General features: G+C 34.9%; 10 protein-coding genes and 1 rRNA gene. 2 read left to right on the forward strand and 9 right to left on the reverse strand.

All coding sequences use genetic code 11. The features are described 5' to 3' along the window. Positions 1-37: 37 nt before the first annotated feature. The 6 genes from ACSUE0_RS09100 to ACSUE0_RS09125 form a co-directional block, all read right to left on the reverse strand. Positions 38-1,096: a PIN/TRAM domain-containing protein gene (locus ACSUE0_RS09100; protein WP_119613533.1), complete on the reverse strand. Its 1,059-nt coding sequence runs from the start codon at positions 1,094-1,096 to the stop codon at positions 38-40. Between the two features lie 80 nt (positions 1,097-1,176). Continuing rightward, the gene (radA, locus tag ACSUE0_RS09105; protein WP_017723050.1) at positions 1,177-2,547 is read right to left on the reverse strand and encodes a DNA repair protein RadA; all 1,371 of its coding nucleotides are present in this window, start codon (positions 2,545-2,547) and stop codon (positions 1,177-1,179) included. Positions 2,548-2,888: 341 nt separating this feature from the next. Next, positions 2,889-5,351: an ATP-dependent Clp protease ATP-binding subunit gene (locus ACSUE0_RS09110; protein ID WP_119613532.1), complete on the reverse strand. Its 2,463-nt coding sequence runs from the start codon at positions 5,349-5,351 to the stop codon at positions 2,889-2,891. A gap of 13 nt (positions 5,352-5,364) precedes the next feature. Continuing rightward, positions 5,365-6,375, reverse strand: a complete 1,011-nt coding sequence (locus tag ACSUE0_RS09115) for a protein arginine kinase (RefSeq protein ID WP_017723052.1) — start codon at positions 6,373-6,375, stop codon at positions 5,365-5,367. Then, complete coding sequence (locus tag ACSUE0_RS09120; protein WP_042363311.1) at positions 6,368-6,919, reverse strand: UvrB/UvrC motif-containing protein; 552 nt, start codon at positions 6,917-6,919, stop codon at positions 6,368-6,370. Before ACSUE0_RS09120 ends, ACSUE0_RS09115 begins: the two co-directional genes overlap by 8 nt. A gap of 16 nt (positions 6,920-6,935) precedes the next feature. Further along, on the reverse strand, positions 6,936-7,397 hold the full coding sequence (locus ACSUE0_RS09125; protein ID WP_017723054.1) for a CtsR family transcriptional regulator: 462 nt from the start codon (positions 7,395-7,397) through the stop codon (positions 6,936-6,938). Positions 7,398-7,553: 156 nt separating this feature from the next. On the opposite strand from ACSUE0_RS09125, the gene ACSUE0_RS09130 reads away from it, so the two are divergent. After that, positions 7,554-8,768: a NupC/NupG family nucleoside CNT transporter gene (locus ACSUE0_RS09130; protein WP_119613531.1), complete on the forward strand. Its 1,215-nt coding sequence runs from the start codon at positions 7,554-7,556 to the stop codon at positions 8,766-8,768. Positions 8,769-9,121: 353 nt separating this feature from the next. On the opposite strand, the gene pdxT is transcribed toward ACSUE0_RS09130, so the two are convergent. After that, on the reverse strand, positions 9,122-9,700 hold the full coding sequence (gene pdxT / locus ACSUE0_RS09135) for a pyridoxal 5'-phosphate synthase glutaminase subunit PdxT (protein ID WP_436957053.1): 579 nt from the start codon (positions 9,698-9,700) through the stop codon (positions 9,122-9,124). A 1-nt stretch (position 9,701) separates the two neighbouring features. Further along, on the reverse strand, positions 9,702-10,589 hold the full coding sequence (gene pdxS, locus ACSUE0_RS09140) for a pyridoxal 5'-phosphate synthase lyase subunit PdxS (protein WP_017723057.1): 888 nt from the start codon (positions 10,587-10,589) through the stop codon (positions 9,702-9,704). Between the two features lie 97 nt (positions 10,590-10,686). On the opposite strand from pdxS, the gene ACSUE0_RS09145 reads away from it, so the two are divergent. Continuing rightward, positions 10,687-12,060 carry a PLP-dependent aminotransferase family protein gene (locus tag ACSUE0_RS09145; RefSeq protein WP_436957055.1) on the forward strand — a complete coding sequence of 458 codons (1,374 nt, stop codon included), beginning with the start codon at positions 10,687-10,689 and terminating at the stop codon, positions 12,058-12,060. 710 nt (positions 12,061-12,770) lie between these two features. On the opposite strand, the gene rrf is transcribed toward ACSUE0_RS09145, so the two are convergent. Continuing rightward, positions 12,771-12,860: ribosomal RNA gene (gene rrf / locus ACSUE0_RS09150) — 5S ribosomal RNA — on the reverse strand; the annotation flags it as partial.

Below are 12,860 nucleotides of genomic sequence, written 5' to 3' on the forward strand. Positions count from 1 at the left end.
GGGCGCTACAATTCCAAATGAAACCTTTACTTACAAATTAATTTAATTTTTTTGCAAAAATTATTCGACCTGAAGAAGTTTGTAACAAACTAATTACTTCTAAATCGATATGTTCGCCTATATGTTTTTTAGCGTTATCTACAACGACCATAGTACCGTCATCTAAATAACCTACTGCTTGACCAGATTCTTTCCCCATTTTAGTAAGCAATAGTTTAAAGCGATCACCTTGGTGCACTGAAGGTTTGATTGCTTCAGATAAATCATTAACGTTTAACGCTTGAATACCTTGAACATGACACACTTTATTAAGATTAAAATCCGTTGTTATAATATGTGCTCTATAATGTTGCGCTAATTTAATTAACATCGCATCGATATCACTATGAGACTTAGTTGGGTGTATAATTCTCGTTGGATGATTGGTATCATATAATTCATTTAATATATCTAAACCTCTTTGGCCTTTTTCACGTTTAACACTATCGTTCGCATCTGCAACGACTTGAAGTTCATTAATAACACCTTGAGGAATTAATATTTCTCCGTCAATAAAGCCACACTCTATAATATCTAATATACGCCCGTCGATAATGGCACTTGTATCAATAATTTTAGGTACCGCATTACGTGCATTAATAGACATTGAACGCGCCATATTTTCTGGTAAAAATAGCAACATTTCATCACGCTTTCGCAAACCAAACTGAAAGCCGAAATAACCTAAAATAATAGTAACTATAATTGGCACAAAATGATTAATGACATTATTGCCGATAATTTGAAAAATAAAAGATATCATAACAGAAATTAATAAACCTATCATTAGTCCAATTGTAGCAAATAATATTTCTACTGCACTTTGACGCATAATTGTTTGTTCTAATTCTTTTAAAGCATATGTTGCTTTTTTAATAAACCAACCAAAGATTAAAAAGAATATAATAATCCCTAGTAGCCCATTGAAATAAGTATTTGTTAATAGGGGTAAATGGTTTAGACCAGCGTCATTGACTATCTCTGGTAATAGATACACACCTATACTTGCACCCAAGATAATATAGCACAAGATAACAATGAGTCTTATAATGTTCACAGGTTAACTCACCTTCCTTTAGAAAGTCATTCAGGCTAAACTAAATATATACTTAACCTAAATAGCTTTGTGTTTTTAATTTATTGTTTTGTTAGTGCATATTTTAATGCTTCATGGACATTCTTAACACCAATGACCTTGATATCATTTGGAAATTGCCATCCACCAATATTTGATTCTGGAATAATTACACGCTTAAATCCTAATTTTTCCGCTTCTTGTACACGTTGCTCTATACGAGAAACTCGTCTAACTTCCCCTGTGAGTCCTACTTCTCCAATAAAGCAGTCTAAACCATCAACTGTTAAATCTTTAAAACTTGATGCCGTTGCAACAACAATACCTAAATCTACAGCTGGTTCTGTTAAACGTACACCCCCTGCCACTTTAATATAAGCGTCCTGTTGTTGTAGTAAATAATTCTCTTTCTTTTCTAACACTGCCATGAGCAAACTCAATCGATTATGATCAATCCCTGTCGCCATACGTCTTGGATTATTAAATGTAGTTGGAGTCACTAACGCTTGTACTTCTATAAGTAACGGTCTCGTACCTTCCATTGTAGAAACAATAGTTGAACCAGGTACATTAGTCGAACGTTCTTCAAGGAACATTTCCGACGGGTTCTTAACTCCTTTTAATCCAGTTTGCTGCATCTCAAAGATACCCATCTCATTTGTAGAGCCAAAACGGTTTTTAACTGCTCTTAAAATACGATACGCGTGATGCTCGTCGCCTTCGAAGTAAAGGACTGTATCTACCATATGTTCAAGTAAACGTGGACCAGCTATTTGACCTTCTTTCGTAACATGTCCCACTATAAATGTAGCTATATTCAATTGTTTCGCTATATTCATTAAACTTTGCGTACTTTCTCTAACTTGCGACACAGAACCTGGAGCCGAACTGATTTCTGGATGGAAAATAGTTTGGATTGAGTCTACTACAAGTAGATCTGGTTTGAGTTGCTTAACTGTTTCATGTATAACTTCTAAATCTGTTTCAGCAAACACATTTAATTGACTTGAGTCCTCATCTAATCTTTCTGCTCTTAATTTGGTTTGATTTAATGATTCCTCACCTGTAATATACAACACATTTTTAGATTGTGATAATGCTGCACAAATTTGTAAAAGTAATGTTGATTTACCAATACCCGGATCACCGCCTATTAATACGAGCGAACCATTTACTATACCGCCACCGAGTACTCTATTAAACTCTTCAGAGTTTGTTTTTACTCGTGGCGTCGTTTCATGTTTAATGTCATTTAATTTTTGCACTTTAGAAATATTGTCTCGACTGCGCACACCATGTTTTGGGCTCGCAGCCTTTTGTTCGACTATTTCTTCCATTTGATTCCAACCACCACAGTTTGGGCATTTCCCCATCCACTTTGGAGACTGGTAACCACAGGCCATACATTCAAAAATCACTTTCTTTTTAGCCAAAACTGCACCTCCATCTTTCATTGAACAAATCTATTTTAAACCTCTGTCTGTTTAAAAACAAATTTTATTCATAATCAAACAATTCAATCGAAAAATATTCGTATATAGTTATTTAAAAATCTTAATAACTTAAGGATTCTAATCTTTAGCGAAAAGCTATTTTATAAAATACCATGCTTGTGTATAGAGTATCACTGATATTATATTTTGACTTTTTTAAATATTACTCATTTATCAAGGTAAATACTACTCTATTGTTTATACAATATAAAAACAAAGCAGCACTCCCCAAATATGCATCCACATATTTGAGAAGTACTGCTTTAATTTATACTTAACTTCTAAGATTCAGTTGTTTCTTTATCTTTAGTTGTACCTTTTCTTTCTTGAATATCATACTTGAATTCTTTGCCATCATGGTTAATTATTACTTCTTTACCTTCAACTTGATTGCCTTCTAAAATTAATTCACTTAAGTTATCTTCAACTGTTTTTTGAATTGCACGAATTAATGGTCTAGCACCATATTCAGGATCATAACCCTCTTCAGCAATTTTTTCTTTAGCAGCTTCTGTAACTGTAATATTAATATCTTGTTCAGAAAGGCGTTCTGTTAGTTTATCAACCATCATTGTCACAATTTCTTTCAATTCTTCTTTAGAAAGTTTGTGGAAGACGATAATATCATCAACACGGTTTAAGAATTCTGGACGGAATGCGTTTTTCAATTCTTTCATCATTGTCTTACGGATTGTTTCATAATCTTGTCCTTCAGACGCGCCTCCAAAACCGGCGAAACGTTGGTCTTGTAATTCTTGTGCACCTACGTTAGATGTCATAATAATAACTGTATTACGGAAGTCTACACGACGACCTTTTGTATCTGTTAAGTGACCGTCATCTAATACTTGTAACAGAATATTAAACACATCAGGGTGCGCTTTTTCAATTTCATCAAACAAAATCACTGAGTAAGGTTTACGTCTTACTTTTTCAGTTAATTGACCGCCATCGTCATGACCTACATAGCCTGGAGGGGCACCAACTAAACGACTGACAGCATGTTTTTCCATAAACTCACTCATATCAACACGAATCATTGCGTCATCTTCACCGAACATAGACTCAGCTAATGCACGAGCTAACTCAGTTTTACCTACACCCGTAGGCCCTAAGAAGATAAAGCTACCGATAGGACGTTTAGGATCTTTCAATCCAGCTCTAGCACGTCTAACTGCTTTACTAATAGATGTAACGGCATCTTTTTGGCCGATCACTCTATTATGAAGTGTATCTTCTAAGTTAAGCAGACGGTCTGATTCAGTTTCATTAATTTTAGTTAAAGGAATTCCTGTCCAACCAGCGATGACTTCACCAATATCTTCTTCTGATAGAGATGTGTTATCACCATTTTGAGAATTTTTCCAGTTGTTATTTGCTTCTTCATATTGTTTTTCTAATTTTGTTTGCTTATCACGCAAGTTGGCTGCATTTTCAAACTCTTGAGCATGGACAGCTGCATCTTTTTCGTTTTTAACTTGTTCTATCTGTTGTTCAATTTCTTTCAAGTCTGGTGGAGTTGTATGACTCTTAAGTCTTACTTTAGAACTTGCTTCATCGATTAAGTCTATCGCTTTATCTGGTAAGAAACGATCTGAAATATAACGGTGACTTAATTTAGCTGCTGATTCTAAAGCTTGATCTGAAATGTTAATACGGTGATGTGCTTCATAACGATCACGCAATCCTTTTAAGATTTCAATTGTATCTTCAACAGTCGGTTCACCAACTTGAACAGGTTGGAAGCGACGTTCAAGCGCTGCATCTTTTTCAATATTTTTACGGTATTCATCTAAAGTAGTTGCACCGATACATTGTAATTCACCGCGAGCTAATGCTGGTTTAAGAATGTTAGATGCATCAATAGCACCTTCTGCACCACCTGCGCCTACTAGTGTGTGTAATTCGTCGATAAATAATACTACATTTCCAGCTTGGTGAATTTCTTCCATTACTTTTTTCAAGCGCTCTTCAAACTCACCACGATATTTTGTTCCAGCAACAACTGTCCCCATATCTAATGACATTACACGTTTACCTTTAAGTGTTTCAGGTACTTCGTTATTAACAATTGCTTGTGCTAAGCCTTCAGCAATAGCAGTTTTACCGACACCTGGTTCACCAATTAATACAGGATTGTTCTTAGTACGACGACTTAAGACTTCAATGACTCTTGTAATTTCTTTTTCTCTACCAATGACAGGATCTAAAGTGCCGTCTTTTGCGATAACTGTTAAGTCACGAGCTAGACTGTCTAACGTTGGTGTATTATTAGATTTATTAGCTTGCGCGTTTTTATTACTTGTTTCAGGGCTACCTAAAGCTTTAACGACTTGTGCACGTGCTTTTGTGATGTTTAAATCTAAGTTTGCAAACACACGAGCTGCGACACCTTCATTTTCTCTGATTAATCCAAGTAAGATATGCTCTGTTCCTACGAAATTATGATGTAATTTTCTAGCTTCATCCATTGATAATTCAATTACTTTTTTCGCACGAGGTGTATAGTGTAATGCGCCCATTTGTTCTTGACCATGGCCGATTAATTTTTCTACTTCTTCAACTACTTTTTCTTCAGTAATATCAAACGTTTCTAAAACTTTAGCTGCAATGCCTTCAGGCTCTTTCATTAAACCTAAAAGTAAATGTTCAGTTCCAATATTCGAATGATTTAAGCGTATTGCTTCTTCCTGAGCATGTGCTAGTACACGTTGAGCACGTTCTGTTAGTCTACCAAATAGCATATAGTATGACCTCCTAATTTATATGTTCTCTTAATATATCTGCTCTTTTTTCATTAACTGTTCTATCATCTTCTTCGTCTAATAAGAAAGGTGATTGTATTGCAACCATTAACTCGTTAAACTTGAAGTCTTCTAATTCAATATAGCCTAAATCTAAACCAAGTTTCACTTCACTTAATCTTAGTGAAGCTTCTTCCATAGATATCAGTCTACTATATTTTAATATTCCTAACGAACGATATACTCGGTCTAATGTTTCTATATGATTATGTCGGTTTAATCGTTCGCGGATTTGCATTTCTTCATTAATAATTTGCTGCACTACCTCTGATAAGCTTTCAATGATTTCTTCTTCTGTTTTGCCTAAAGTAAGTTGGTTTGAAATTTGGTATATATGACCATAAACTTGAGATCCTTCTCCATAAATACCTCTAATTGTAAAACCAAAACGATTAATTGTTTGAGCAATGCGATTCATACGTTTCATTATTGTCAATCCAGGCAAATGCAACATGACACTGGCACGCATGCCTGTCCCAATATTAGTAGGGCATGTTGTCAAATAACCTAAAGTTTCGTCAAAACTTACATCTAATTCACTATCAAGTTGATCATCAATTTCTGAAGCTTTTTCGTATAATGTTGATAGTGATAAATCGTTACCCATGGCCTGAATACGTATATGGTCTTCTTCATTAACCATAATACTTAAAGATTCATCTTCATTGAGTAATACGGCAGAAGCAGGTTGTCTTATTAATTCAGGACTTATAAGATGTTTCGCGACAAGCTTGTATTTACTTTGTTGATCCATTGAGTCCAAACGTTGTACAGACAAGTCAGGAAGCGCATCTTGTACGTCGTTAATTATTCGAAAACCATCTTGTTCTGATAAAAACATTAATGGGTGTACATGATTTTCTAAATTTCTTGCTAATCGTATTCTCGAAGACATCACAATTGGACTTTCTTCTCTATCACGCATCCATTCACTCATGTATGCACTAATATCATTTTTACTCATCATGTTTCACCTCGCCATCTTCTTTCAATGCTTTAATTTCGTCACGAACAACGGCGGCTTCTTCAAAGTTTTGTTCTTCTATCAGTTGTTTTAAATATGAACTTTTTTCTTCTATTTGTTTTTTTAATGCTAATTTTCTGTGTGAAGAATGTGGTGTTTTTCCTACATGTTCGATTTGACCACCTTGCACACGTCGTACAATATCGACAATGTCATCTTTGAATGTAGCATAGCAATCTGAACAGCCAAATTTACCAACATGTGCGATATCTTTTAATGTCATATGACAAGTAGGACATCGTTTTTCTTCTTTAAAAGCAATTTCATCAAAATCGATACCATGTTTAGCAGCTAAGTGTTGTAAGATTTGCTTCACTACAAATGCGCCTTCAATGTCATCTTGCGATTGAATTTGCTGATTTTGAGTCCATGGGTTACCACCTTGTGCGCATGTGGAACAAACCCATTTTTCATTTATACCATCTTGACCTTTCACTGCCAATTTCACTTCTGCTTCATTCAAATGACAATTCTCGCATAGCACGACGAAACACCTCACTTTAATAATAATTTATAACATGCAATAACCGTTTTATAATATTTGCTCGAATAATATCTCTCGATAATACATCCATTTTTAATGTCTCTCTGTCTATAACGGCGTGTATCATTTTTGCTTCACGTTCATTAATGTAATTTTTATCTAATAAGCCATCTACAATGTAATAAGCTTGCTGTTGTGAAATAGATGGACCAACTAATTGAAGTAAATGATTAATATAACCTGTCTCATCTCTGTTTTCAATTTTGGTGATTCGAATATATCCGCCACCACCTCTTTTACTTTCAATCTCATAGCCGTGCTCATTTGTAAAACGTGTTTTGATTACATAATTAAGCTGGGAAGGCACACAGTCAAAGCGCTGCGCAATATTGGCACGTTGAATTTCTACAACGTCTTCATTGGTGTCTTCAAATAACTTTTTAATGTATTGTTCTATGATGTCAGACATGTTGTGCATGATTATCACCTCTTTTGACCTTCTTTGACTATATTATATGACCAACTTTGACCTTTTTCAACCAATATGTTTTAAAAATTTTTAATTAAAGATGTAAGTGCTATCTAATTTATTGTATTATAGGAGTTAAGAAAAATTAAAAGGGATGAATGACTTATGCATATTATTATTGGTTTAATTGGGATAGCAGTGTTTCTTGCATTGGCGTTTCTATTTAGCTCAGATAGAAAAAATATTCGTTGGCAATATGTCGGTTTACTACTTGTAATACAACTAGTATTCGCATTTATTTTACTCAAAACTAAATTTGGTATTACAGTTATCGGTAGCATATCAGACGGCTTTAATTATTTACTAGCAAAAGCAGCAGAAGGTGTGAACTTTGTATTTGGTGGATTTGAATTTGTAGATCCTAAGAACCCGCCCTTCTTCTTTAATGTATTATTACCAATCGTATTCATTTCAGCTTTAATTGGTATTTTACAATATACAAAAATCTTACCTTGGATTATCAACGTTTTAGGTTTAGCCATTTCAAAAATTAATGGCATGGGCCGCTTAGAATCATATAATGCTGTTGCCGCTGCAATTTTAGGGCAATCAGAAGTATTTATTTCATTGAAAAAGGAATTAGCACATATTCCTAAACAACGTCTATATACATTAACAGCTTCTGCAATGTCTACAGTATCAGCTTCAATTATCGGTGCTTATTTCACATTAATTGAACCACGTTTTGTAGTTACAGCAGTTGTATTAAATCTCTTTGGTGGTTTCATCATTGCTTCTATAATCAATCCTTATAAAATTGATGCAAAAGAAGATAAACTTATCGTTGATGAGAGCGAATCAGGTAAACAATCATTTTTCGAAATGTTAGGTGAATATATCTTAGACGGTTTTAAAGTTGCAGTCATCGTAGGTGCAATGTTAATAGGTTATATCGCTATCATTGCTTTACTTAATGGTGTTGTTAGTGCAATCTTTACCGGCTTATCTGGCGGCAGTATCACTTGGGACTTCCAAACGCTTATCGGATTTGTCTTTGCACCATTTGCATTTTTAGTTGGTGTACCTTGGGATGATGCAGTACAAGCCGGATCCATCATGGCTACTAAATTACTGTCAAATGAATTTGTTGCAATGCAAAGTTTAAGTGAGATTAAAGATATGAGCGCTCATGCTAAAGGTGTTATTTCTGTATTCGTAGTATCATTTGCAAACTTTAGCTCTATCGGTATTATTTCTGGAGCAATTAAATCACTTAACAACGAAAAAGGTGATATCGTAGCTCGTTTTGGACTAAAATTATTATTCGGTGCTACACTTGTTTCATTTATTTCAGCAGCTATTGCCGGATTCTTTATTTAAAAATGTAACTTGGACATAGATATCTGCAAATATAAAAAGCTTATTCGTTCGATTTAAGTACATTTTATATAATATCAACTATTTCCATTACAAAATTAAAATATTGCTACATACCACAAGCAAACTAAAAAACACATTTCCTATCGCATGGAAGTGTGTTTTTTTAATACTTGCTAAATTGTTATATCTATATTTACAAATAGTAGACATCAATCTACATATCTTCTCTTCTTCTCTAAACTATAAGCTAAAATAAGACACTTCGCCTTATAAAATAACTACTCATTATTTTTAACGAAGTGCCTTATTAAAAAATTCCTTACGCGACATATATTTTATTGAAGTTCTATCTATTACACCTTTTCTGTCATCAATGTAGGTTTTACGATTTCTTCTATAAAATACTGTGTCACTCTATAATCATCAGTTAATTCTGGATGGAAGGATACACCTAAGTAACGTCCTTCTTGAACTGCTACAATTTTTTCACCAACTGTACTTAACACTGATACTTCACCATGTGTCGCTTCAATATGTGGAGCTCTAATAAAAACACCTTCAATATCTTCTGCGATACCTTGTACATTTAATTCACTTTCAAAACTATCCACTTGTCTGCCAAATGAATTTCTTTGAACAGTGATGTCTAATTTATCCAAATAACCTTCTTCACCAACAATATGCTTAGCCATCACTATTAATCCAGCACACGTTCCAAACATAGGTAATGTAGATTGTTGTAATGCTTCTTTGAAGCCATATAAATTCATTAATCGGCGTAATGTAGTAGATTCACCACCAGGTAAAATGAGACCATCAATGTTATCTAATTGTTCTGTACGCTTAATTGCAATGCCTTCATGACCGCTAAGTTCAACATGACGTATATGTTCCCTTACTGCGCCTTGCAGTGCTAGTACACCAATTTTCATATTACCATCCACGCTCTTGCATACGTTCTTCTAAAGTCAATTCATTGATGTCCAAACCTTTCATAGCTGTGCCTAAGTCTTTTGCTAAACGTCCAATTAACTCATAGTCTTGGTAGTGAGTTGTAGCTTGTACAATAGCTTTAGCGAATTTTTCAGGGTCTTCTGATTTGAAAATACCAGAACCAACGAAGACACCATCAGCGCCTAATTCCATCATTAATGCTGCATCTTGAGGTGTAGCTACACCACCAGCCGCAAAGTTAACAACAGGAAGTTTACCATTTTCTTTAATACTTTTTAATACTTCAAATGGTGCTCCAATATTTTTAGCTTCAGTCATGATTTCGTCATCATTCATCACTGTTAATCTTTTTACTTCTGCATTAACTTGGCGCATGTGTCTAACAGCTTCTACAATATTTCCTGTACCCGGCTCACCTTTTGTACGTAACATTGCTGCACCTTCACCAATACGTCTTGCAGCTTCTCCTAAGTTACGGCAACCACATACAAATGGTACTGTAAACGTATCTTTTAATAGATGATACTCTTCATCTGCAGGTGTTAATACTTCTGATTCATCAATGTAGTCTACACCCATTGATTCAAGTACGCGCGCTTCAGTAATGTGACCAATACGTCCTTTTGCCATTACCGGAATCGAAACAGCATTCATAACTTCTTCCACAATTTTAGGATTAGCCATACGTGCAACGCCGCCAGCCGCTCTAATGTCAGATGGTACACGTTCTAACGCCATTACCGCAACTGCTCCAGCTTCCTCAGCTATTTTAGCTTGTTCAGCATTGACAACGTCCATAATCACGCCGCCCTTTTGCATTTCTGCCATTCCTCTTTTAACTCTCTCTGATCCAGTTACTTTAGACATTTGTTTTTCCCCTTTACTTATTTGATTAAATTCATTTTAAGAGATAAACTGGTATTTAAAAAGGTTCAATTTCAATTTAATTTTGGAGGTCAGTTTTATGTCGAAATCACATCTTTATATCGATTTATATGAAAATTTAAAAAGGCAAATCATTGAAGGTCAGTATAAATCAGGAGATAAATTCCCTTCTAAACGCGCATTAGGGCAACATCTCTCTGTTAGTAATACAACGATTGAACATGCGTATCAGTTTCTACTCGATGAAGGTTATATATATTCAAAACCACGTTCAGGTTATTTCGTTTCAGATATTGAAACATTACCTATAATTAATAGGAAAACACAATTCAATACAGATGAATATTTGTCATCCCAAAATAAATACCCTGATGCTTATTACAAATATGCATTCAATTTATCAGAAATTGATACTGATTATTTTCCAATTCAACAGTTTAGAAAATATGCGCGAGATGCTTTTGAAATAAATCAATTACAACTACTCCAACACGCAAACCCTAAAGGTGAATGGTCATTAAGACAAGAAATTGCCCACTATTTATTCAACAGCCGTGGTGTATCATGTCATCCTGAACAAATTGTTATTGGATCATCAACTGAACAATTAATTAACTTACTAACGGATATCTTAAACAAAGCACAATTCCTTATTGAAAATCCGAGTTATCCACCTATTAAGCAAGTATTAGAAAAAAGACAAATTTCTTATTTGCAAGTGCCAGTAAATCAAACTGGCCTTGAACTAGACTATTTAAAGACAGCAATTCATAACATCGCATATGTAACACCCTCACATCAATTTCCTACTGGTTATGTAATGAATTTAAAAAAGCGTACCCAGCTTATAACATGGGCACACGAACGTGATGATAGATATATTATTGAAGATGATTATGATTCAGAATTTCGCTATTTTGGCAAACCGATTCCCGCATTACAAAGTTTAGATACGAAAGACAAAGTAATTTATATTAGTACCTTCTCTAAATCACTCTTCCCTAGTTGCAGAATTGCCTACCTTGTTTTACCTAAAAAGTTACTTAATCGGTATGAGAATTTAGAACATAAAGAAGGTAATACAGTACCTGCACACTTACAAAAAATTGTAGCAAGTTTTATGGAATCAGGAAGTTTTGAAAGACATTTAAACAAAATGAGAAAATTATATAGTCGTAAATTAAAATTTATTATTGAAGCACTCAAACCTTATGAAGATCAATTAGAAATAGAAGGAGCCTTAGCAGGAATGCATTTTAATTTAACAGTTAAAAATGGTCTTTCTATAAAAGACTGTCTAAAAAATGCAGAAAAGAATAAATTAAAAATAACACCATTTAATCAATATGATACTACACAAAAATCTGCAAAATTCATATTAGGATTTGGTGGCATTCCTTTTTCAGAACTTGAAGCACATACAAATGCACTAATTGATAGTTTATGCATTTAAAGTAGCGTTAAAGTCCCATAACTCAATAAATTGAGTTATGGGACTTTATATATGAGCTTTTGCTCATGTATTCCACTTTACCTACTCTTGCGGAACGTAAGTCTGCTACCCTCGGCTCTAAAGACCTTTCTTGCCGTGAGACAAGCGCTCGCATCTTTCCTCACTTGCACGCTCTCCTTACTCACTTACCGCTCGTAAGCTCGTTTCGTCGCTCATTTAGTTCGTCAGCTTCTATAGTCTCACTTTTTTAAATTCTAACTTCTAAATTTATTAAGATAGACTCGTAAATCTCTTACTATGTTATATTTCATTGTATTAGTGGGATTTATGCATGAGCTTTTGCTCATGTATTCCTCCAAAACCGACAATTACTCTCAGTTGAAGTTAAGCTCTTAGCGCATAAAAAAAAGAGACCTCTCGGTCTCGGCTCATCGCATCCTAAATGCTGCCTGGCAACGTCCTACTCTTGCGGAACGTAAGTCTGCTACCCTCGGCTCTAAAGACCTTTCTTGCCGTGAGACAAGCGCTCGCATCTTTCCTCACTTGCACGCTCTCCTTACTCACTTACCACTCGTAAGCTCGTTTCGTCGCTCATTTAGTTCGTCAGCTTCAAACGCTTTCTCTCGACAATTACTCTCAGTTGAAGTTAAGCTCTTAGCGCATAAAAAAAAAGAGACCTCTCGGTCTCGGCTCATCGCATCCTAAATGCTGCCTGGCAACGTCCTACTCTTGCGGAACGTAAGTCCGACTACCATCGGCGCTAAAGAGCTTAACTTCTGTGTTCGGCATGGGAACAGGTG

It is taken from the genome of Staphylococcus sp. AS1337, from assembly GCF_051408735.1.
Taxonomy (GTDB): domain Bacteria; phylum Bacillota; class Bacilli; order Staphylococcales; family Staphylococcaceae; genus Staphylococcus; species Staphylococcus xylosus_B.

What these genes read in the sequence shown, in the direction of transcription:
- pdxT (WP_436957053.1), bottom strand. Translation starts at nt 9,700, where the DNA reads ATGAAAATTGGTGTACTAGCACTGCAAGGCGCAGTAAGGGAACATATA.
- pdxS (WP_017723057.1), bottom strand. Translation starts at nt 10,589, where the DNA reads ATGTCTAAAGTAACTGGATCAGAGAGAGTTAAAAGAGGAATGGCAGAA.
- ACSUE0_RS09115 (WP_017723052.1), bottom strand. Translation starts at nt 6,375, where the DNA reads ATGAGTAAAAATGATATTAGTGCATACATGAGTGAATGGATGCGTGAT.
- ACSUE0_RS09145 (WP_436957055.1), top strand. Translation starts at nt 10,687, where the DNA reads ATGTCGAAATCACATCTTTATATCGATTTATATGAAAATTTAAAAAGG.
- ACSUE0_RS09125 (WP_017723054.1), bottom strand. Translation starts at nt 7,397, where the DNA reads ATGCACAACATGTCTGACATCATAGAACAATACATTAAAAAGTTATTT.
- ACSUE0_RS09110 (WP_119613532.1), bottom strand. Translation starts at nt 5,351, where the DNA reads ATGCTATTTGGTAGACTAACAGAACGTGCTCAACGTGTACTAGCACAT.
- ACSUE0_RS09130 (WP_119613531.1), top strand. Translation starts at nt 7,554, where the DNA reads ATGCATATTATTATTGGTTTAATTGGGATAGCAGTGTTTCTTGCATTG.